The organism is Moritella sp. PE36 (assembly GCF_000170855.1).
GTDB lineage: Bacteria > Pseudomonadota > Gammaproteobacteria > Enterobacterales > Moritellaceae > Moritella.
Window position 1 is genome coordinate 141,694 of sequence record NZ_ABCQ01000002.1, and the last position, 22,874, is coordinate 164,567.

23 protein-coding genes and 1 pseudogene are annotated in these 22,874 nt (G+C 39.0%); 14 read left to right on the top strand and 10 right to left on the bottom strand.

Going from position 1 to position 22,874, the window contains the following annotated elements; genetic code table 11:
• Positions 1-539: 539 nt before the first annotated feature.
• The 5 genes from PE36_RS02315 to PE36_RS02335 are packed head-to-tail and all read left to right on the top strand — an operon-like array spanning position 540 to position 4,106.
• Positions 540-1,343, top strand: a complete 804-nt coding sequence (locus tag PE36_RS02315; RefSeq protein WP_043993683.1) for an ABC transporter permease — start codon at positions 540-542, stop codon at positions 1,341-1,343.
• 7 nt (positions 1,344-1,350) lie between these two features.
• Positions 1,351-2,109 carry an ABC transporter ATP-binding protein gene (locus PE36_RS02320; protein WP_006030333.1) on the top strand — a complete coding sequence of 253 codons (759 nt, stop codon included), beginning with the start codon at positions 1,351-1,353 and terminating at the stop codon, positions 2,107-2,109.
• A 19-nt stretch (positions 2,110-2,128) separates the two neighbouring features.
• The gene (gene mlaD / locus PE36_RS02325; RefSeq protein ID WP_006030334.1) at positions 2,129-2,578 is read left to right on the top strand and encodes an outer membrane lipid asymmetry maintenance protein MlaD; all 450 of its coding nucleotides are present in this window, start codon (positions 2,129-2,131) and stop codon (positions 2,576-2,578) included.
• 54 nt (positions 2,579-2,632) lie between these two features.
• Positions 2,633-3,292: a phospholipid-binding protein MlaC gene (locus PE36_RS02330; protein ID WP_006030335.1), complete on the top strand. Its 660-nt coding sequence runs from the start codon at positions 2,633-2,635 to the stop codon at positions 3,290-3,292.
• A complete protein-coding gene (locus tag PE36_RS02335; protein ID WP_006030336.1) occupies positions 3,279-4,106 on the top strand; it encodes a VacJ family lipoprotein in 828 nt (275 codons plus the stop codon). The genes PE36_RS02330 and PE36_RS02335 overlap by 14 nt, the downstream gene beginning before the upstream one ends.
• Positions 4,107-4,114: 8 nt before the next feature.
• Here the strand turns inward: PE36_RS02335 and PE36_RS02340 are convergent, their stop codons facing one another.
• A complete protein-coding gene (locus tag PE36_RS02340) occupies positions 4,115-4,579 on the bottom strand; it encodes a hypothetical protein (protein WP_006030337.1) in 465 nt (154 codons plus the stop codon).
• Between the two features lie 153 nt (positions 4,580-4,732).
• Between PE36_RS02340 and PE36_RS02345 the strand changes: the two genes are divergently transcribed.
• The 4 genes from PE36_RS02345 to PE36_RS02360 all read left to right on the top strand — a co-directional run bounded on the left by PE36_RS02345 (position 4,733) and on the right by PE36_RS02360 (position 7,480).
• A complete protein-coding gene (locus PE36_RS02345) occupies positions 4,733-5,050 on the top strand; it encodes a DUF6172 family protein (RefSeq protein WP_006030338.1) in 318 nt (105 codons plus the stop codon).
• 273 nt (positions 5,051-5,323) lie between these two features.
• Positions 5,324-5,992 carry a site-specific DNA-methyltransferase gene (locus PE36_RS02350; protein ID WP_006030339.1) on the top strand — a complete coding sequence of 223 codons (669 nt, stop codon included), beginning with the start codon at positions 5,324-5,326 and terminating at the stop codon, positions 5,990-5,992.
• Positions 5,993-5,994: 2 nt separating this feature from the next.
• Positions 5,995-6,285 carry a YkgJ family cysteine cluster protein gene (locus PE36_RS02355; RefSeq protein WP_006030340.1) on the top strand — a complete coding sequence of 97 codons (291 nt, stop codon included), beginning with the start codon at positions 5,995-5,997 and terminating at the stop codon, positions 6,283-6,285.
• Between the two features lie 340 nt (positions 6,286-6,625).
• A complete protein-coding gene (locus PE36_RS02360) occupies positions 6,626-7,480 on the top strand; it encodes an RNA polymerase sigma factor RpoD/SigA (RefSeq protein WP_006030341.1) in 855 nt (284 codons plus the stop codon).
• 103 nt (positions 7,481-7,583) lie between these two features.
• On the opposite strand, the gene PE36_RS23875 is transcribed toward PE36_RS02360, so the two are convergent.
• Positions 7,584-9,722 carry a peptidase inhibitor family I36 protein gene (locus PE36_RS23875; RefSeq protein WP_006030342.1) on the bottom strand — a complete coding sequence of 713 codons (2,139 nt, stop codon included), beginning with the start codon at positions 9,720-9,722 and terminating at the stop codon, positions 7,584-7,586.
• 571 nt (positions 9,723-10,293) lie between these two features.
• On the opposite strand from PE36_RS23875, the gene PE36_RS02370 reads away from it, so the two are divergent.
• A complete protein-coding gene (locus PE36_RS02370) occupies positions 10,294-11,217 on the top strand; it encodes a patatin family protein (protein WP_006030343.1) in 924 nt (307 codons plus the stop codon).
• Positions 11,218-11,219: 2 nt separating this feature from the next.
• Here PE36_RS02370 and PE36_RS02375 read toward each other — a convergent pair whose 3' ends face one another.
• Positions 11,220-12,488 carry a D-amino acid dehydrogenase gene (locus PE36_RS02375; protein WP_006030344.1) on the bottom strand — a complete coding sequence of 423 codons (1,269 nt, stop codon included), beginning with the start codon at positions 12,486-12,488 and terminating at the stop codon, positions 11,220-11,222.
• A 129-nt stretch (positions 12,489-12,617) separates the two neighbouring features.
• On the opposite strand from PE36_RS02375, the gene PE36_RS02380 reads away from it, so the two are divergent.
• Entirely contained in the window at positions 12,618-13,637 is a 1,020-nt protein-coding gene (locus tag PE36_RS02380; protein WP_006030345.1) for a LysR family transcriptional regulator, read from the top strand.
• On the opposite strand, the gene PE36_RS02385 is transcribed toward PE36_RS02380, so the two are convergent.
• From PE36_RS02385 to PE36_RS02395, 3 genes are all read right to left on the bottom strand, one after another.
• Positions 13,628-14,401, bottom strand: coding sequence for a ferredoxin--NADP reductase (locus tag PE36_RS02385; RefSeq protein WP_006030346.1), 774 nt, complete (start codon positions 14,399-14,401; stop codon positions 13,628-13,630). The two genes, PE36_RS02380 and PE36_RS02385, sit on opposite strands and share 10 nt — an antisense overlap.
• A 178-nt stretch (positions 14,402-14,579) precedes the next feature.
• Positions 14,580-16,652 carry a methyl-accepting chemotaxis protein gene (locus tag PE36_RS02390; RefSeq protein ID WP_006030347.1) on the bottom strand — a complete coding sequence of 691 codons (2,073 nt, stop codon included), beginning with the start codon at positions 16,650-16,652 and terminating at the stop codon, positions 14,580-14,582.
• A gap of 500 nt (positions 16,653-17,152) precedes the next feature.
• The gene (locus PE36_RS02395) at positions 17,153-18,100 is read right to left on the bottom strand and encodes a YeiH family protein (RefSeq protein WP_006030348.1); all 948 of its coding nucleotides are present in this window, start codon (positions 18,098-18,100) and stop codon (positions 17,153-17,155) included.
• 280 nt (positions 18,101-18,380) lie between these two features.
• On the opposite strand from PE36_RS02395, the gene PE36_RS02400 reads away from it, so the two are divergent.
• Positions 18,381-18,704, top strand: coding sequence for a hypothetical protein (locus tag PE36_RS02400; protein ID WP_006030349.1), 324 nt, complete (start codon positions 18,381-18,383; stop codon positions 18,702-18,704).
• On the opposite strand, the gene PE36_RS02405 is transcribed toward PE36_RS02400, so the two are convergent.
• Entirely contained in the window at positions 18,661-19,791 is a 1,131-nt protein-coding gene (locus PE36_RS02405) for an HD-GYP domain-containing protein (protein WP_006030350.1), read from the bottom strand. The genes PE36_RS02400 and PE36_RS02405 overlap by 44 nt on opposite strands.
• Before the next feature lie 523 nt (positions 19,792-20,314).
• Here PE36_RS02405 and PE36_RS02410 point away from each other — a divergent pair.
• Entirely contained in the window at positions 20,315-20,578 is a 264-nt protein-coding gene (locus PE36_RS02410) for a YdcH family protein (RefSeq protein WP_006030352.1), read from the top strand.
• A gap of 53 nt (positions 20,579-20,631) precedes the next feature.
• Here the strand turns inward: PE36_RS02410 and PE36_RS24520 are convergent, their stop codons facing one another.
• Positions 20,632-20,781 carry a hypothetical protein gene (locus PE36_RS24520; protein ID WP_198138569.1) on the bottom strand — a complete coding sequence of 50 codons (150 nt, stop codon included), beginning with the start codon at positions 20,779-20,781 and terminating at the stop codon, positions 20,632-20,634.
• Positions 20,782-21,081: 300 nt separating this feature from the next.
• Positions 21,082-21,231: a hypothetical protein gene (locus tag PE36_RS24525; protein ID WP_198138570.1), complete on the bottom strand. Its 150-nt coding sequence runs from the start codon at positions 21,229-21,231 to the stop codon at positions 21,082-21,084.
• 230 nt (positions 21,232-21,461) lie between these two features.
• Here PE36_RS24525 and PE36_RS02415 point away from each other — a divergent pair, with 230 nt between their 5' ends.
• Entirely contained in the window at positions 21,462-22,118 is a 657-nt protein-coding gene (locus PE36_RS02415; RefSeq protein ID WP_006030355.1) for a glutathione S-transferase, read from the top strand.
• A 185-nt stretch (positions 22,119-22,303) separates the two neighbouring features.
• Here the strand turns inward: PE36_RS02415 and PE36_RS02420 are convergent.
• Positions 22,304-22,660: pseudogene (locus PE36_RS02420) on the bottom strand (multidrug transporter AcrB); the annotation flags it as partial.
• Positions 22,661-22,874 lie beyond the last annotated feature (214 nt).

Below are 22,874 nucleotides of genomic sequence, written 5' to 3' on the forward strand. Positions count from 1 at the left end.
ACGTATCTGTCACCTACGTTATTCACTTACATCTACGTTTTCACTTACACTTACTTCTTCACTTCACGCATCTTGCACATACGGTCTTCACTTACCTTTTCTTACACGTATCTGTCACCTACGTTATTCACTTACACTTACATCTACGTTTTCACTTACACTTACTTTTTCACTTACACTGACTTTTTTCACTTCACGCACCTTTCACATGCGGTCTTCACTAACACTTTCTTCACGTATATGCCACGTACGGTATTCACTTACAACTTAATTACTAACATATTACGGGAGGTAGATAGAAACAAATATTCCGGTCGACCTAATAACTAATATAGTACACCGTCATTTATTTGCGCTAAAATTAGCTAAAATAAATTAAATAAGTGTCAATTTTCATAATAATTAGCTACTGTGCGATTTCGGCTTTGACACATTAAATAATTGATACTATTCTAGATTGTTTTTTTGATGGCAAGCATTCAAAATAAACAGCAAGCATAATAAAAATAAAACAGACTTAACGTTATTAAGGAGTACGCATGTCCCAAGCGAACATGTCGATAAACCCATTCGCCCAACTTGGCCGTGCAACACTCGCTTTACTCCAAGGTTTTGGTAAAGCTACGCTTTTCCTTATACATAGTGTAGTACACATGTTCTCTCGTCCTTGGCAATGGCGAAGAGTGATTGAACAACTGTATTTCATTGGTGCTAAGTCCATCATCGTTATCTGTGTGACCGGATTATTTACCGGTATGGTATTAGGACTACAAGGCTATTATACCCTCTCTAAATTTGGCTCAACCGGCTTACTTGGCTCTGCGGTTGCACTTACTCTCATCCGTGAGTTAGGCCCGGTATTAACCGCAATCATGATCATCGGTCGTGCTGGTTCAGCAATGACAGCAGAAATTGGCATTATGCGTATTTCTGAACAAATTGATGCGCTTAAAACAATGACCATAGATCCAATCAGGTTCCTCGTTAGCCCGCGGATTATTGCTGCGCTGATTAGTTTTCCACTATTAACGGCTATCTTCGATACTGTTGGCATCTTTGGTGGTTACCTTACCGGGTCTCAATTATTAGGTATTAATCCCGCGACTTATTTCTATCGCGTCGAAAGCAGCGTCATCATGGCCGATGTCGCTGGCGGTTTTATTAAATCAATATTTTTTTCCATAACGGTAATAACCGTCTGCTGCTATCACGGTTATTATACCCATATTCGCCGTGACAATTTTGGTGCGAAAGGCGTTGGTCTATCAACAACAACCGCAGTTGTACAAGCAAGTATCCTGGTACTTGTCATTGATTATATTTTAACGACGTTTTTATTATAGGGATGCTATGGATACGCCACTGATTCAGCTTTGTAATGTCAGTAAAACATTCGACAACAACACAGTTTTAAATAACATTAACCTCAGTATTTTTAAGGGTGAAATAACCACGATCATAGGTAAAAGTGGTGAAGGTAAAAGCGTTTTACTCAAGCATATTATCGGCTTACTTAAACCTGATTCAGGCACTATACTTTTTACAGGTAAGGCCTTCTCTGCTCACAATTCTGAAGAGCAGCTTAGTTTAAAAAAGAAATTTAGTTACATGTTTCAAGATTCAGCTCTGTTTGACTCAATGACGGTATATGACAATATAGCCCTGCCCTTACAAGAAGCCAGTCAGTTAACTAAAACAGAGATACAACAACGAGTTACAATACGCATGACACAACTCGACATACTCGGTACTGAGCAGCAATATCCCGGACAACTATCGGGTGGTATGCGCAAAAGGGTTGCGCTAGCCCGAGCTCTGGTGACAGATCCTGAAATTATCTTATTTGACGAACCGACAACGGGATTAGACCCGATACGTAAAAAAGCTGTTCACCGGATGATTGCCAACTATCAACGTAAACTTGGTTTTACTGGGGTCATTGTCAGTCATGAAATCCCGGAGATATTTAGCATTTCTCAGCGCGTTGCATTACTGAATAAAGGCGACATTATTTTTCAAGGTACTCCTGAACAGCTAAATAATGATGACAATCCCGTTATTTCAACATTTATTCACGGACATGAGTCCTCATTACTCGATATCGATTAACGTAAAAATTGGAGCTATTATGAAAAAATCATCCATTGAAACTTCTGTCGGTATATTTGTACTAATCGGTATACTGTGTGTCGGTTACCTGACGATTAAACTCGGTAAAATGGAGTTACTCAGCGATAACTATTATAGCGTTTATGCTGATTTTAATTCTGCTACAGGCCTAAAAGGTGGGGCTAATGTGGAAATGGCGGGCGTTAAGATTGGTCAAATTGATAACATTGTATTGTTGCCTAACATTAAAATTGCCCGGGTAAAACTAAATATAGACAAAGAGATAACCCTCTCTGTCGATGTTATTGCATCCGTTAAAACAGCTGGATTACTCGGCGACAGATACCTGTCTCTTACCCCAGGTGGGAGTGATGAATATCTAGAAGCGGGTGATAGTATTGAAGAAACAGAGTCCGCGCTTGATATCGAAGATCTCATCAGTAAATATGTATTTAGTAGTGAAGGTTAATACTCACTTCACAAGCATTACGCTATATTCGAACTTTGCATTATTAGGCATTCTATGAAAAAATTTATTACATTATGTATTGCAACACTTTTACTATTAACGACAGCAGTTAATGTTAATGCGAATACCCATAACATTAACCAAGCGACAGCCTTGATTGACAGTGCGATGCAAGAATCTTTAAGCATCATTAATGATCCCGCGCTGACAACTGAAATCAAACGTAAAAAACTCTGGCCTATTGTGACAAGTTATTTTGATTTCACCTTGATTTCGGAGTTAACGCTGGGTAAATTTTCTGCTGATGCAACAAGTCCACTGGGTGATTACAGCGATCGTCGCTTTACGGCCAAGCAGCAGGCCGAGTTTACCGATGCATTTACAATTCACTTGGGTAACTTGTATTTAGACAAACTCAATAACGACAGCCAGTTCTCGGTACAACTGACCCGTACATCAGCAATGAAACCAATACGTAAGATGCAGCGAGCACGGGTAAACAGCTTAATTAACAAGAAAACGACCATCGATTACTCATTAAGACTAAAGAATGATGAGTGGCGTATCTATGACATTAAAGTTGAAGGTCGAAGTCTGATTAGTTCATTTCGTAAAGAGTACTCGGCAATTTTATTAAAAAAGACGCCAGATGAATTATTAGCACTACTGAATGAAAAAAACTTAGCTCACACGGGTAATAATGCTGAACAATAATAAATTACAGTCTTTAGTTAAGGTGGCGCTATCGCTGCTCATTTTAGTAACGAGTGGTTGTGCCAATTCGAAAAATAGTGATGAGCCTTCTTCTGTAGCACCCATTTCATCTTCAGCGTCAGTATTTATTGAAGATGATGGGCTGTTCGATGAAGATGATGATGACTTATTCAGTGATGATAGTCCCATTGAACTGGCACCGCAGACTGAAATATCAGATCCTTTTTATTACTTCAATAAAGCCATGTTTCATGTCAATGATAAACTGTATTTTTGGGTTCTACGTCCGACCGCATTAGGTTACAAAGCGATCACACCGCAGTTTTTCCGTGTCGGTGTGGCCAATTTCTTTCACAATATCACCATGCCGATACGCTTTACCAGTAGCTTAATGCAAGGAGATTTGGCATCGACAGGCACTGAATTGGGACGCTTTGCAGTAAATTCAACGGTTGGTCTACTCGGTATTATGGACCCTGCAGCACATTACTTGGATTGGCAACCAAATAACCAAGACATGGGACTGACATTAGGAAAATACGGCATTGGCAATGGTCCCTATATTGTTTGGCCTGTATTTGGCCCTTCAACCTTAAGGGATACAGTCGGACGTAGTACCGACTATTTTCTGAGTCCACTGACCTATTTACAACCCGATAAGCTGTCAATTACGGTACAAGCTGTCGATAAAGTAAATACGACATATTTTAGCCTCGGCGATTACGAAACCTTCAAACAAGCCTACATTGATCCTTACGAACGTATGAAAGAGTTTTATATCGAATATCGTGCAGAGCTAGTTGCGGAAGAATAGTGGTCGATTTAATAATGAGTAAGTTTAATGGCTTGAAAAAAACGTGATCTTAACATTTCAATTCGCGACAGCAAGTCATTCACTTCTTTACGTCCAATATCTGCCCCTCGTACATTTTCCAGCGCTTTATTATTATAATCGAGTTCATCATCATGTAAGCAGTTATCACTGATCAACTGCCAGAACTGCTTTACCTTATTAAACTTACTCTCTAAACTTTCTACCTCAATATTGAGCTGATCTAACTCTTCAATTGCTAATATTGCTACTCGAAACCTTTGCTCACCCTTAATTACTTTAGATAAATTGACTTTATCCAACAGTACATTATAGCGGTCGATGTGATCATTTAGTAAATCAATATTATGCGTATAAAGCTGATAAGCATCCTGCCAATTTTTACCACTGCAATAACTGGCCTGCGCAGTTGAGGTCAGTAGGAGTAAGATAATTAATACACTATATTTCATCATCAACCCCACGATTATGACGCATAATTATCAGCAATAAGAACATCTAATTCTATTAAAAGTGCAGACAAATTGTACTGTTCACCACATTTATTCTTTTCCCTGATATAATTAATCTATGTTATGAATTATTCCGTTATTCCTTAAAGGGTAAAAATGAAAAAAACGTTTGTATTAAACCATCCAAAAATTGTTCCTGCGCGCCAAGTTGAATCAATAAAAAGCGAAATCAGAAAATACATTAAAAGAGAGCGTAACAAGGTCTTACCTAAAGACGTTGATTACTGGGACTTTAATTGTAAGTATGGTGCAACAGAACAAGAAGCGCAGGTTATTCACCTATCAGAAATCAATAAATCAATTGATAGTGGCGACCTAAGCAAAGATGCATCTTTCTATATCGAAGTGTTGGTAAAAGATGGCATTCGCGTGATCAGTGAAGAAGACGAAGATTTAGATTACGGCGAAGAATAATAATATCAGCAGGGAGTCTCGATACTCTCTGCTTGCTATTACCTATTACCTATTACCTATTACCTATTACCTATTACCGCAGTACAACCCCGCTTCTCTGCTAATTCAAGTTTAAACGTTTGCTTAACCTACTAGCAAAGTAACACCGCTTAGTCATAACAGCCATTGTGTTTAAATTTTACCAACCGAATGCAAAACTACTGTTTACAGGCGTTACCTGATAACATGGCGACCTAATTCATGCAGGCAACTGCAAACATGTTGAAAAAATAAATGAAGTTACATAAGATTGATGCCGTAGATTGGTTAAAATCACTCCCGAATGAAAGTGTGGATCTCGTCATCACAGATCCACCTTATGAATCCTTAGAAAAACACCGAAAAATAGGCACGACAACCCGCTTAAAAAATAGCGCAGGTTCGAGTAACCAATGGTTTAGTATCTTTCCAAATAGTGATTTTCCTGCATTAGTTGAACAAATTTATCGCGTACTGAAAAAAAACAGTCACTTTTATTTATTTTGCGATCAAGAAACCATGTTTGTGATTAAGCCGATCGCAGAAGAACTTGGGTTTAAATTTTGGAAGCCCATCGTGTGGGACAAATGTGCGATTGGCATGGGTTATCATTATCGTGCACGTTATGAATTCATTTTGTTTTTCGAAAAAGGTAAGCGTAAATTACAAGATTTAGGCATGCCTGATGTATTACAAGAAAAACGGGTATGGCGCGGTTATCCAACCGAGAAACCAGTGCCACTGATTGAAAAACTAATCAGCCAAAGTTCAAGCGTTGGTGACTTGGTTATTGATCCTTTCTTCGGTTCCGGCGCGACCTTAATTGCAGCTGCTAATCTAGGCCGACAATCTGAAGGCGCAGATATTGCGCAGTCAGCACATGAATTTGTTAATAACCGCATTAAACCGGTAGAAAAGGCATAAAAATGACCATTGAAATAACCAATCTGCCTGCAACAGAAATTACCTGCTCAAACTGTGAAGCATGCTGTTGCCGCTTAGAAGTGATGCTCCTTACCGATACCGGCGTACCGAAACGTTACATATCAACAGATGATTGGGGTGGTGAAGTAATGGCGCAGGGTCATGATGGCTGGTGTGCAGCACTCGATAGAGACACATTAATGTGCAGTATCTATGAAAACAGACCTTGGGTATGTCGTATATTTGAAATGGCATCATTCGAGTGTGAAGAAGAACGTAAAGCACATATGTAACTATACGTAAATATATGCTCGCGATACACCACAAATATCTCTGGGGACACAAGCACCCCACAGATTGATATAGAACAATTATCAGTATAAATGAACTTCCCCTATACAAAATTAGTTAGTTTTTTCTAAAAACTGGTCAGACATCACTCCTCTTTGTTCCATTCTTTTAACCTATTCACAACATGGCTCTCTTTTTATTTATATCACTATCTATATTTTTAGATTTGGAGGAATATAATGAGACAAGCTGTCACATTATGAATTTCTTCATCTGTCATAGAGTTACGTATTTTACAGGGATGAGCGAGTATCGCTAATAGGATACGTTGAGGGTTACAAAATGGAATTATTTAATGAATCAAGCGCATTAGACCTTTACATGCAACAAGTGAATAAAACCAGTGTCTTACTTACCAAGGAACAAGAGTACGATACTGCCATTGCTGTACATGAAGGAGACCAAAAAGCACGTCAACGTATGATCCAGTCTAACTTGCGCTTAGTGATCAACATAGCTAAACGTTATCAACATACTTCATTATCACTTGTTGATATAATTCAAGAAGGTAATACGGGCTTAATTCACGCCGTTGAAAAATTTGATGCCACCAAAGGTTTCCGCTTTTCAACTTACGCAGTGTGGTGGATTAAAAACAATATCGAACGTTTTATCATGAATCAATCCCGTACGATCCGCGTACCAATTCATATCGGTAAAACATACAAACGTATTCTAAAAAATGCCCGTGAAAAGGTACTTGATCTTAAGTGTAATAATGACTTAAAAAAAATTGCCATAAACTTAGAACTTGAATTCGATGACGTTGTTAATGTACTTTCTTACTACTTCACTGAGGCTAGCCTGGATAAAACAATTGCAACTAAGAATGACTCAAATACAGCATTAGTCGATCTGATTGAAGACAGCTCTATTTGTAAGCCGAATGATGAAATAGAAAAAACCGATACATCTAGCTATCTAATAACAGTATTAAATCACCTATGTGATCGTGACAGAGAGATCATCGAACTCAGGTTTGGTCTTGGTAGAGAAGAACCACAGACACTTAATGCCATTGGTGAGCGTCTATTTATGTCAAGAGAACGTGTACGTCAAATTATTACGGCTAGTTTACAAAAAATTAAACCCGAATTATTAGTTAACAGCGTAAACCAGCAAGATTACCTAAACTAACCAATCATATATAATCTAATAAAAAGACTACATGTAAAAACAGCCCTAACGAGGGCTATTTTTTTGCTCATAACAAAGTGGTTATAGTTATTAGAATCACACTTTATGGGGCACTGATCTTGATACGAGATACCTTACCATCTAAGCCATTATGACGATGGAAATTAACACGTACATAATCATCACTATAGCTGTCCTCATAACTGTCTATATCATAAGTGCCCAAGATATCTTGTAATACAGTTATCTGAGTATAATCATCACCAGTATCACCATTCGGAGAATCATAAACGGTGAACTGTGTACCCGCACTCACTCCAACTAATTTAGCTGAGCGCGTTTCATCATTATCACAACTTCCTGAGTTCTTAAAATTAAATTCACGGTCATACACATTCAATGTACAGACTATATTTTGCGTCGCGTTATTCCCTTCATAAAGCATTATTTCAGGCGTTACTTCATAATCACCTGGCTTAAATACTTCAAAATATGAAATCTTCCCATCTAATCCGTTATTATGAAATGCCCACTGATTAACGGCAGCGTTACTGACATTACTTTCGAATGAATCGATGACATATTCAGACAAATTATGCTTAATCTGAATAACCGTGTAGTCATCATTAGTATTACCAGAAGGACTGTCATATACGACAATCGTGGTGCCAGCTTGTACATCAACGAGTTTAGCAGAGCGTGCTTCATCATTTTCACAACCGTGCTCACCACTCGGAATATAACGTGTTTTATCTCCACCGATACCACAAACTATATTCTGTGTAGCACCGTTACCTTCATAAAAAATTACCCCGCCTTCATTCAGCACTTCCGTTATTTCCTGTACATCGCCTTGTTCAATAAAATCAACAGCGATGAAGTTAGGCTTTTTGTCTAACAAGGTTGCAGGCATACATGTATCAATAATTCTTGGATAAAGTCCATCCCAGTTATTATCTGATGCAGCGATACCTGAATGTGGGACATTAGGAAAATGATTCATACTGAATAATCGAGACCAGGTTTTATGTCCCAGTATATTAACCGTTGGTACGCCGTATTTATGTCGTTCTTCACAACTATCATAATCAGTTACAGCCCACATATTCTCCATGGTGACATCTTTTCTATATAACACGTAATAGTCGCCATAATCACCAGACACATCATACTTATCTATATAGAGAAGAATACGCTGATTAGCTGCAGCCATTTCTTCCAATGTCGGCCATTCTTGCTTACCATCCCATACAGGATCTCTTGGATCAAACATCATCGCAGTAAATTCAGGCATTTGATCCATCGCCTCTTTCAGCTGGTCTTTCGTTAAAACGTTATTAGTCACTTCAACATCAAAAGTGAGCACCACATCAGGGTTCGCTTTCAAGAATGGAACGATCTCATTATTCATTCTATCGATGAACTCTCCCGCATTATCGGTACTATGCGTTAACTCAACTCGGCCATCTTCATACCGAATATCAATCAATAAAGAACGAACATTATGGTCACGTAATTGCTCCGGTATATCGAGCCACTGATTCATATAACCGATTGCAAATACATAACCTTGTGAAGCATGCGCATTATGAGCGCCTACCCAGCTATATTCATTAAACGTTTTATCCGCTTTGGTCAGTAAAAATGAAGACACTTTATTATCGAAGTTAATATTAGCTAAACGCAATTGTCCTGCAGCATTCACTTCGGCACTGCTACCGTTATAATGATCATCTTGATAAATCGTCAACTTATAACCGACAGGTACAGTGACCGATGACCAAGAGTCATTCGCTTTACCGATGGATTGATGGCTTGCGCTATAGCAAGATGGAGTACCTTGAAAGTCCGTCTTGTCATAAAAACAAACTAATGGATCAATGCTAAATGAAGACACTATATCGTTAAAGTAATAGTCTGAAAGGCTCGCATATTCACCCGGATAAAGTGTCCATTGTTTACCGCCATAATCATCATGTTCAAATAACGTTAACAAAGAGCCGCTTGGCACTTTTACCGATGACCAAATATCATTTTCACTGCCAACAGTATGTTGCGTAGAATCAAAACAAGTCTGCAGACCCGCATAATCATCATGTTCATAGAAACATACCTGAGGGGGGGGATCGAGCTGAGCACTTACCTGCGCATTTACAAATGGTTGAAATGATAGCGCTGAAATAACAACAGCACCCTGAATAAATCTATTTTTTACAATTATTTTATTGTTAATTTTAGACATATAACTTCTCCAACCAGATTATTCGAAACAAATATAAACCGTTTATTAAGCTCAATATTTGCGACTCGCATGAATTACTTTGCACTATCTGACAAAAATGAAAGCATTAATAAAGTACCAAGTTGAGTGTTAGGGACATCTATCGATTTAGTCTTTATATTGGTAAATTGTGGTTTTAATAGATAATTAATTCATCAATCAAATACAGCGTAAATTTAAAAGACGAAAGTGGTCAGTTAATAACAAAGAAACAATAAAAATACGTAAGCATATATAAATAGTGATTTTATTTTAATTTAAAATATTTCAAGGGTTGCATGACACTGCACTTAAAAATGATTAATGCCGTAATCTCTACAAACTGAAAGTATCGACCGAGCATTACAAAAGCATGATAAAACAGCATTTAAAATAATTACTCAAAAGGTAGTAATTTAACTTTGAAAACAGAAGATAGCCACGATAAACAACCAATTGATAACTAATACCTATCAATACTTAACATTCAATCGACTTTATAAATATTGATACATACGTTAAATTTAACTCTGATCTTTTTTAGGAGTTGAATATGAACCGCATAACCCAAAATACCTTAATTAATATTGCCAGTTGCAACGCCAGCGTACCGATCAAAGACGCAGCACTGGTTGTCGAAGGGGGTGGTCAACGCGGTATTTTTACAGCTGGTATCTTAGATAGTTGGCTAGCAAATGATTTTAACCCTTTTTCATTACTCATCGGGACATCTGCAGGTGCACAAAACTTATCAAGTTACATGACGAAGCAATCAGGACATGCTAAACGTTCGATCATGCAACTATCCAAACATCCCGATTTTTTTGATATGAAGCGCCCACTATCCGGACGTAATACGGTGGATCTAGATTGGTATTTTGATAGAGTTAACGACCCCGAATATCAGCTCAATATGAACTGTGCCCAAGCACAATTGAAAAACCGCCAACTGCTCTTTTCAGCAACTAATATCAATGGATTCTGTCCCACTTTTCTTGAGCCAACAGCAGATAATTGGCTCACCATGCTCAAAGCATCCAGTGCGTTGCCCTATTTATATAAGAAAGGTGTAGCGATTGGTGACAGCCACTACGTGGATGGCGGGGTAGCATTGCCGATTCCGATTCAAGAAGCTTATCATCGCGGCGCTAAAAAGATCATTGTACTGCGCACTGTCCCTGCACATCAAAATGTACAATCTCCGTGGGCGCATAAACTCAAGTCTTGGGTATGCAGCTCACAGCGCTGTCCAAAAGTATTGGATATTATCACTGGTCATGAGAACGCCTACAATGAGGCGCTAGACTTTATACAGTCACCACCAGAAGATGCGCAGATAATTGAAATAGCCCCACCAAAAGCGTTAGCAAGCCGTATTCTAGGTAGCAGTGATGAAGCATTAGCGGCCGATTACAACATGGGCTACGAAATGGGCACGCAATTTTTATCGAGTCATCATGCCGCGTTATTTAGCTAAAACTAACGGCCATAGCGATAAATATCCAAGTCATTGCTATCAATATCAGGTGTAACACCGCTGACAACATCAGCAAGATAACGCGCCGAGCCACATGCCATGGTCCAACCCAACGTGCCATGCCCACAGTTAGTAAATAAATTAGCCATCGGCGTTTTACCAATAATCGGCGTACCATCGGGCGTCATAGGTCGTAACCCGGTCCAAAATTCAGCTTTGCTCATATCTCCTGCGTTGGGAAATAAATCGTTTATCACCATTGTTATCGTGTCTTTTCGAGATGCCGTCAGATCTAAATTATATCCCGCCAACTCTGCTGTTCCAGCAACGCGAATTCGTTGATCAAAACGCGTCATCGCCACTTTATAGGTTTCATCCATGACGGTTGATACTGGCGCTTGGCTACTATCAACAATAGGAACCGTGAGTGAATACCCTTTTACCGGATAAATAGGCATAGCTAAACCTTGCGGTGACAAGATTGGTGATAACAATGCCGATGAATAACACCCCATCGCGACCACATAAGCATCCGCCGTTAACTCTCCCACATTGGTGCTGACTGACTTGATTTTGTTGTCGCTATGGTTCAATTTATTGACCGTCACATCAAATTTAAACTTAACCCCCGCAGCTTGCGCTAATGCTGTTAGCTGCTGGCAGAACATATAACAGTCTCCGGTTTCATCATCAGGTAGACGTAATCCACCGACAATTTTATCTTTCACACCGGCCAATCCAGGCTCCACAGCAATACAAGCCGCAACATCTAATTCTTCATATAGCGTGCCACTATCTGCCAATATTTTAATGTCTTTGGCGATTGCAGCTAACTGTGACTCATGACGGAATACCTGTAATGTGCCCTGCTGTCGAGCCTCGTATTGAATGTCTTGCTGCTGACGTAATTCAATCAAACAGTCTCTGCTATAGTTGGCAATGCGCAACATCCGCGCTTTATTAATCTCGTAGCTATGTTGATTACAATTGGCTAACATTTTTGCTGCCCATAAATACAAATCGGGTGACAGTCCCGGTTTTATTTTTAACGGGGCGTGTTTTTGCGCCAACCATTTGATTGCTTTCATCGGTATACCAGGCGCAGCCCAAGGAGATGAATAACCATAAGAAATCTGTCCCGCATTAGCAAAACTAGTTTCTTCAGCCCCCCTTGGCTGGCGATCAATGACAGTCACATCATGCCCAGCTTGCGCCAAATACCACGCTGACGTTAACCCAATAACCCCACAACCTAATACCATGACTTCCATTTGTTACCGACTTATCGCGAATGAATAATACCGCCAGCATAAGAGAGTTACATTTACTTAACAATCCATAAGTATTAATATCAGCCTTTAGAAAAACTAAACGCAAGCGCGTACTCTAGGTGGCCATTGATGATAAAAATTAACGATAATCTATTATCCGGTTTAGCCACGTTTGCCGCAGTGGCTAGCTGTCATAGTTTCACCCAAGCCGCCGAAAAACTGCATATCACCACAGGCGCCATTAGCCAACAAATAAAACAGTTAGAACAAAACCTTAAATTAACCCTGTTTGAGCGCCATTCTCGCGGTATTCGTTTAACTTCAGCTGGATATCAATTACATCAAGTCGTCGAACAAAGTTTAACGGATATTGGCGATGTCATTAGCCAGTTACAACAAGTTAATCGCCATGCTGGTGAGGTGCATCTTAAACTCACCCCCTCTTTTGCATATAAATGGTTAGTCCCCCGCTTACACGATTTCTATCAGCAATACCCCGATATCAAGATCCATACCTTTGCCGAAGGTGCATTGGTGGATCATACAGATACTAATTTTGATCTGGCAATCGATTATGGCCAAAGCCCCTATCAATCGAGTGATAAAAAGATTAACGCTGAATTGTTATTGGCAGAGCAGTTATTACCCGTAATGAGTCCACAATACATGGCTAATTTTGACTGGCATGATGCTCAGAAAGTGGTGGCATCGAACGATATTAAGCAGTGTCATAATAATGAACTCTGGCAGAGTATTACGCTGTTACATGATGCGATGCCTTGGCTGCACGCGGATAAAGACGCAGAATGGCAATTTTGGTTACAGCAGATGGCGGGCACAACAACAGGAAGACAAACACTCAGCAAACACGGTCATTATTTTAACCGTACGGATATGGCAATGGCCGCCGCTGCAGCTGGCTTAGGGGTTGCCTTAGCACGCTGCGCACTGTTTAATAGCGGGTTAACAGCCGCCGATTTAGCCAAGGAAGGGTTAGTCTCACCTTTCAGCCCCATCGATGCAAACGCTGGATACTACTTGATTCAACATCATCACTCACCTGCAATTGAGTGCTTTAAAATCTGGTTAAAACAACAAGTGTTGATCTCGCAACAGAGTAAAAAGAAACGCGAAAATAATTACCAGTAGTTTTCAGAACTAAAATGGCCAGCACTGCGACGTGAGTGTTTTTGATAGCCAAGTTGCTTTAGCACTTCACTCGTGTCCTTAACCATACTCGGATTACCACATAAATAGAAAAAACTACGTTCCGGGGTCAATGGCACCCCAGCGACATTGACCAACTCTCCGGTCTCTAAGAACGCCGGGATCCGACCGCGTAATGTCGCTTTTCTATTTTCTCGGGACACAATTGGTACATAATGAAATTTACCCTGATAGCGTTCTTCAAGTTGCTGTATTTTTTCCTGATATACTAATTCTGCAGACGTTCTTACCGCATGCACTAATATTAGGTTCTCGAAACGCTGTTGCGTCTCTGTTTCATCAAGTAGTGCTAGGAAAGGACCAATCGCGGTACCAGTAGACAATAGCCACAGGTCTTTTGTATAACTTGGGATCTCATCCAACGTCATAAAACCGGCCGGATTTCTACCCACATACACGTCATCGCCGACTTGCAAACTATCTAATCGCGAGGATAATTGCCCATCAGGAACGGTAATAATCAGAAACTCCATCACTTGTTGACCCAGCGCCTGATTCGGAGAGTTAACAAATGAGTAAGCCCGACGAACCCACTCACCAGCATCATCGCGCAGTGCCAGTTTAGTAAACTGACCTGCTGTATAGCGAGAAATATCGGCGGTGATCTGCAAACTGAATTCACTATCAGTCCAGTTAATACGCCCAGTAACTTCTCCTTTAATTAAACCATGTGGTATTTCCTTCATTACCGACCTCACAAATGTATATTATTGGTGGTAACTCCCTTAACTAAGGCAACGTGCGGTATTAATTAAACTCAGTCAGAGAGTTCTATTACGTAATAAAATTCGTATCATCTAGCGTTAACCATACTATAGATATAAGTCTAATATAGGTTAACACTAAGTCATATGTCTACTTAAATTACACCAATTTAAACTGACTCACTAGCGCTGCAAGTTGTTCATTCGCTGTCGCAAGATTTTTGGTGCTCTCCTTTGTTTCCTCGCCATTTTTACTTAATACCAGCACCATATCTTGAATCGAATGCATGTTCCGAGAGATCTCTTCCGTGACTGAATTTTGCTCTTCCGATGCTGTGGCAATTTGTGCACTCAAATCATTAATTACCACGATAGACTGCGTCATGGAATCTAGATTTTCGGTGACCAAGGAAGTATTTTCCGCGACCTGTTCACAACTCAGTTTAGTCTCATCCATGATAGTTGCTGCTGTAGAAGCATCTCGACGCAACGTTGATAACATGTCATTAATTTGTGCAGTACTGTCCTGAGTTCGGGCTGCAAGTGAACGAACCTCATCCGCAACAACAGCAAAACCACGTCCCTGCTCTCCCGCACGAGCCGCTTCGATTGCCGCATTCAACGCCAGTAAATTAGTTTGATCGGCAATGCCACCGATAACTTCCAGTACCTCAGCAATCTGCTGAGTATTTTTATTCATGGTATGAATACTTGCTGATGCACTCCCCATCTCTCTAACCAACGCCATCACACTACTCGATGCATCGACTACCGAAATTTTAGAGGCCTTAGCTTCATCATTCGCACTCAGGGTATTCGATGCGGTCTGCACCGCATTTTGCGCAATAATATCGGCAGTTGTGCTCATTTCGGTAATTGCCGTAACCGCTAACTCTGTTTCTTGAGTATGATTGTGCAATGCTTCGCTGTTGCGTTCGGACTGCGCATAAATCTGTTGAATGCCATCGGTAATGTGATTCGATGCCTGGGATATATCCAGCATCATCGTTTGCAGATAACTAATAAAGGTATTAACTGACCGGCTGATATCCGCCAACTCATCATCCGATACAATCTCAAGTCGCGAGGTTAAATCTGCTTTGCCGGTAGATAAAGTATCGATACGTGTTTTAAGTACCACCAATTCTTTAACGATCTTGTTCACGATCCAAACTGATATAAACACCGCTAATATAGATAACACGCCGGCAAAACCAATGCTGCGTGATACTTCATGATCAAAAATATCAGCGGTTGCCTGAGTTAGTTCTTCTTGAATTGAAGTGATCTCGCTTTCATAAGCACCTGTACCTATAACCCAACCCCATGCTGGCATCACCTTACGGACATAACCAATTTTATTCTCCAGCAGTCCAGTTTCTGGATTCTCAAACTTCATCGGTAAGAATGCATCAGTCTTACCAGTTAAACCGGTCACTGCGTTTCTGGTATTTGTCACTGTCTGGCCAACAAGTGACTGCTGCGGATGAGCGAGGATCTTACCGTTAGCGTCTTGGACCCAAAAATAGCCACTGTTACCATACTTAGCCGCGATAATATTTTTAAGCGCAATATCAATCTTATATTGTTTTAAGGTGCTGACATATTCACCAGTGGCAATAACCAGGTTTAGTGGTTCAAAATAAAAGGATACTGATAGTTTTTCTTCGACCTTCTGGTAAGCCGGATTGGTGAAATAATAATTACTAAAACCTAAATCTTGCGATTTAGCGGCAGCCACTATATTACGGGCATAAAAAGTACCCTTTTCGTCAGTAGAATCATAACTACTACTACCGATAATACCGCTGTTTACGCCATTCGCCATATTAACGATAGAGTCAGCATCATAAGCAAAAATATACCGACCATTATCCCATCGGTAATTATTAATAAACGCATAAATACTCAGCCTAGCCTGATCGGGTGACGCACTGCTGGCATATATATTCGAGATGGTTTTTCTGAAAGTATTAATCTCTGTGCGTAATTCGGCTTTGATATTTTCAACTTTAGATTGTTCATAAAGCCCAGACAGTGACAAAATTATCGTGTCAACCTGTCCTAATAAATTTTCTTTAATTAAATTCTCAGCTTTCGCGCTAATGTTGATTTTTTCTTGCTTAAGTACCGATTGTTCAATATCTAATATGCTGAAAGTAAAGAAGCTACTGACAGCGAGTAAAGCCACGCATATCGTTGTGATTAGCTTTGTTTTTATTGTTAATTTCATTATTATTTTATTTTCCTGATGCTGGCTTGCAGCCAATGTTAAATTTTTAACTTCAGGAAAGTAACACGCAGAATCCTTTGATGTTGATCACAATTATAAAACATTTTATATACTTTGACAGACCTCACGTTTCATATGAAAAAACATATATCCTCGAGTGAATATCAAACATAAAGTGGTCAAATACCGACATAACCTTACTAAAATCAGTGTTTTAAACTTTATTTATCATGTGGTTAATTATAGCTTACGAGTTATAAGTTATAAGTTTACGGTATTTCCTATTCACCCCCCTTACTCCAATAATACACACAGGATAAAATATAAGGGCCAAATATGCTGATTAACAAATTCATTATACTGCTAGTATGTTTATGCATATTATTGTCAGTCTTCACGAGTGGATTAATGTCATCAGCATTAGATCTCGCCGCATTTTCACTATTGATAACCTATCTATTAAGAAAAAAGAAAATGACCGGTCTTAAATAACAATGCTTTTACATGAAAAATAAAATATAAGTCAGCGAACTAACACTGATCACAATCCAAAGTAACACACCTAACAGTAATGGTTTTACACCTGCATCTTTTATTTTTTGCACCGTGATCCCCGCACCAATCAAGAATAAACACATCACCAGCACTTGTTTAGAGGCACTAAAAATACCTTGATATAGCGACTGGTAATCCGGCAGTACATACGCAATAAAGATGGCAAAACAATAGAATAAGATGAAAAACGGGATCGTTAATTTTTTACTGTCACCTTTAAATAATAAGGCACTGATAAAAGCCACCGGTACGATCCACAAGGCGCGCGCCAACTTTAATGTTGTCGCCGTTAATAATGCTTCATCGCCATAAGCAGAAGCGGCACCGACAACGGATGACGTATCGTGAATTGCAATCGCACTCCAAACACCAAAGGCATGTTGACTCATGTCCAATAGATGACCAATCACAGGGAAGAGAAATAAAGCCACAGAGTTAAGAATAAATACGGTCGCTAACGCTAATGATGTTTGATCATTTTTGGCATTAATGGCGGGCGCAATCGCGGCAATCGCACTACCACCACAAATCGCAGTACCTGCAGAAATTAAATACCCGGTCTTTTTTTCAATTTTAAATGCTTTAGTCAGGATCCAACCAAGTATTAACGTACAAAAAATCGAAGTGACGATAATGCCGATGCCATCTTTGGTGGCAAGTATCGCTTCTTCTAAGTTAATACCAAAGCCTAATCCAACGATGGAATACGCGAGGGTTTTTTTAGTAATTTCGCTTAAATTGATACTGTGAGGAACCAGGCCTAATGTTGCTAGCGTAAAACCCAGCACTAACGCTACAGGTGATGAGATAAGCGGCGTTAGACATAATAAGCCGATAGTGATAAATAGCAGATCAGTCTTTTGAAAAGTATAATTGCTGAGTGATTTGAACATGGGCGACTCTCTATTTTTAAGAGTTTATAGTATATCCCGGCCTTTAAGTTAAAAACATTAGAATGTAATTAACCTATAGTTCATCAAAATTGAACGAAATTAAAATAAATAAAATCGCTATTAGCTTGCTCACAATTATGAATTTAAATATCACTAAAAGTAGAACTTTTAAGGAAAAAAACTGACTTACTATAAGAATTAGCGTGGATTACACTAAGAATTTAATGATTACTGTAATAACGTTATCCCGAGTAATTACTTTCTCTGGCGAGGTTATTTGATGAAAGAACCAATTGATAAACCGATACTCGATACTAATAATCAAATCTTAACCGAAATTGAACTTAATGCGTTACGGGAAGAGTTTGGTATGAGTACAACATCTTATGATATTCATAATTTAATTTTGGCGGATATCCCCCCACAAATGCTTAACGTCTTACTACAAGCAGACTCAATTTCTATTACAGCAAGGCATGGGCAACAAGAATTACACTTCCCATTGCATTTAACGAACGATGGCTACCAAAATAGCTTACAAGGACCAAAGACAGCGGACCTCAATCCTCTAATTCATCAGCATGAGCTTCATAAATTTCAATAAAGTCAGGCAGATTAGAGAGTAACGCATGGATACAATCAGGATCAAACATTACTCCTGAGTTATCTCTCATGTAGGCAATAACATCACCAATATGCCAGGCTGGTTTATATAAACGTTTACTTAATAACGCATCAAACACATCTGCAACCATCACGATCCGAGCTTCCAACGGGATCGCCTCTGCTTTTAATCCCATCGGGTAACCATTACCATCGAAATGCTCATGATGATGAAGAATGATATTTTTTAGAAAGCGATACTCTTCCACATAACGCCTATTGCTTGGGAAGTATCCAAGTACATCATTGATAATATCAACACCATGCATACAATGCTGATTCATTACCTCTCGTTCTTCAGGCGTAAATATCGCATGACTAAATAAAATATCATCGGGGATCTTATATTTACCAATATCATGGAAAGCCGCATAAGCCTCCATACGGCGGATAAATTCATGCGTGACCCCTTTTTCTTTACTCAACAAATACGCCAGCTTGGAACTATAGCGTTCCATTCTATGAAGATGCCCTTTGGTTTCAGGATCCTTGGCATGTCCCATGTTTAAAGCAACCGCCAGTGAGATATCAACGAACTGTTTATTCTCAAATTGACGCACCATTAAAGAATGAATCACTGTTGATAGAAATAGCATATCTTTCTGTATTGAATGTTTCGCAAAAAAACCTAATTCAGAGGCATTGAAAAACACCATCGCAATCGGCTTCCCTTTAAACGTTAACGGATAAGAAAAACTACTACGATGCCCCTGATTCAATAAAAAAATGTTTCTTGGATTTGACGTTAAATCAGCTAAATTATCAACAACACGTCCAGATTTTGACTTTATCATTTTGGAGATGCTGCCCGCTTGATTTACTTTTTTCACGAAAAGCTCATCATTACACTCTGCGGCAAGTCTATCGCGGACAAAATAGTTAGATGCCTGATCATCTTTAATCAAAATAACAGACAACCGAGATAGTCCTTCATAACTATTAATCGCAGCAGTATACAGGCTATCAAGATGAGACGCCGTATCATCACCTTGATTAAGCATTTGATTTATTTCGCTATAATTAAGCATATCTCAATCCTATCTGGCATCGATCAGCGTAATAGCTGATCCGACTTCAAAGCAGACCCTTTGAAGCGAATAACCCATAGCGAAAAATAATCGCCACCAACCACCTATCAATTAATGGGTAGTTGAATAGTTAATAATATACAATTATGGTTAGTATGACCGACATTTAGTGTGTTTTTGCTATTAACATCAAATTATGAATATCCTAACTTCCTTTGAAATCAAAAATATCGCGACAATCTTTGATATAAGCAATATCAATTTCATTAATCGCGATGAGGCAGGCTACGAACATAACCAATCGAGCTGATAATACTCCGTTAAGAGTGTTCACCTACTCCGTGTTCAAATAGCATCATATATAATGATACAGTTGAAAAGGCCTGGATTTACCAGTAGCACGCCTACCTCGTTATTAGTGCAAAATTATCTGTAACCACGATTAAGTCAACTTTCGTAAATAGTGGGGTGCTATAGTAATAAGGTAGTTATAGACATTTTTTTTCACTCTTGAGGAAATCTTATGCTAAATGAGAATCACGCACTTATTTTTGACTTTCCAGAATTAAAACAAGATATCGTATATTTGACCCATAAAAATGAAACGTTTAGAGAAAAATCAAAACAATATCACGTGCTCGATTATGACATTCGCCAATTAGAAATGGATGGCAGTCCGACGGGTGATGAGCACATGACGCAGTTAAAATTACAACGTGCCAATTTAAAAGATGTGTTATATAAGCAACTAAAACAACACCATAACGAAGTCATAGCGGCCTCTTAAAATAACGAAGCGGACCTTATGGTTCGCTTTTAAATCATATCAATTACAATAACTTACACTTCAACCCGTAGTAGGTCCATCACCATTAATTTACGGATGACGCTAACGTACATAATGTTAATTTTTGCTAACTTAGTAATTTTAGTTAACGAGTGCCCTTCACGTAATAACTTAATAATGTATTGTACTTGTTCTTTATCCATAATAATTCCGATGGCTATATTCAAATTTAACACCATACGTTAAGAGCAACTAAATACAATAATTTATAATAAAGTTAACCACAAACCCGTAAATATACCAGTGTAAAACGACGCCATTTAGCATCAATTTATTTGTAAGCAGGATTTAATCAATTTTCAATATGAGGGGGGACGGTTATAGCGGGTTCAAATTATCTATAAGACATTTTTTAGGGTATAAAAAGTGCAGTGAAGATATTGCGTTACGGAAGTAAATAGAAAGCGCTAGAGACTGTAGCGCTTTATCATTGATATTATGAACTACGCGTCGAGTTGTAGTAAATCCATCACCATTAATTTACGAATAACACTAACGTACATAACGTTAATTTTTGCTAATTTAGTGATTTCAGTGAGAGAGTGACCTTCGCGTAATAATTGGATAACGTATAATACTTGTTCTTTGTTCATAATAGCCTCGATAACTATGGTTTCTAATTTACAAATTTCTCTATAAATTAATATGTTTATAATTTGATATGGGCTCATAATACGGTGTTATTTTTCATATAATATTGCGTTTAAAATTAAAAATTCGAATACGACATAATTTTCAATAATATATATATAATTAGGTATTAGAATTAGGGTTAACCACTGCAATTTACAATCACGTTGACGAAGAAGAAAGGAAACGCTCAATGTCACTGCCAATTTTATACTCATTACAAAACTGTCCTTACGCGATGCGCGCACGACTGGGATTATTACTCGCCCAACAAGCCGTGATGTTACGCGCCGTGGTAATGAAAAATAAACCGGCTGAAATGCTCGCGGTATCACCGAAGGCGACAGTACCAGTATTAGTACTTGATGACGGTACTGTTATTGATGAAAGTTTAGACATTATGATTTGGGCGCTGCATCAGAGTGATCCATTAGACTTACTGCACAGAAGTGAACCCGAAGCATATCCAGCCATGCTCGCCCTGATTGACATTCACGATACCGTGTTTACTTCAGCATTAAGTAAATACAAATACGCAGTACGTTACCATACCGATAATGAAGTTGAGTTACGTCGCCAATGCGCAGTTTATGCAACCATGCTCGAATCACATCTAAGCCAACATGCTTATTTAATGGGTGACAAAGTCAGTTTGGCTGATTACGCAATTTTACCACTCGTCCGTCAGTTTGCCCGTGTTGATCGCCAGTGGTACTTGCAAGCCCCTCTACCACACTTACGTAATTGGCTGAATAAACATTTACAAGATCAACGCTTTGCTAAGGCAATGGCGAAATACCCGCAGTGGCTAGAAACTAATGAAGAATTTTTATTTGGACATGCCGACTAAAATAAGGACAAGCACGATATCGCTCATGCTTGTCCTTATCATTAATACGAATATTTTCGCATCTGGAATGAATGACTAATTAAGCCACGTCTTTCACTATATGCACATCACTTACCTGTGTGTTCGTTTTATCTGTTTTAGCTGCTGACGTTTTGGCTGATTGCTCTGCTAATTCCGCTTCTAACAAATGCAGGCGCTTGGGTACTAAACGATTTAATAACGCCTTTGCCAACAAGCGGTAATAAACGCGCTTCAACAATATCCATATTCGCCGTCATACGGTTGAAACTAGTCCCTTCCGCACCTTTAACAAAGGCGATAATAACCACAGGCGCTGGCAAGCGATATTTAACCGCTTTAGCAACAATACCGCGATAATCGTTTTCTAAGCGTTGGAACAATCCTTCCATCCACAGGCTAAAGCGACTGATTTTTTGCTCTGATTTTAACATCTTACTGGCAAGTATCGGGGTTGGTGTCAACATACACTTGGGCAACGTCGCGTAAAGCAGCAGACCAACCATAGGGACCAGTAGTGAAATCACGAATACGGCAAACGATATCAAAAGATTTAAACATAAATTCACCTATAAAAATCCAAGTTATTTAATATTTATCAGTGTTGAATGAATTCGTCAGAGGTAAGTATACAATCTAAGGCAACGCTCACAAACGCTTACATAAAAGCAATCCAGCATTATTTTTTCTTATGTTAGGATTTAACGTGAATTGATATAATAAACACTAACCATCGCA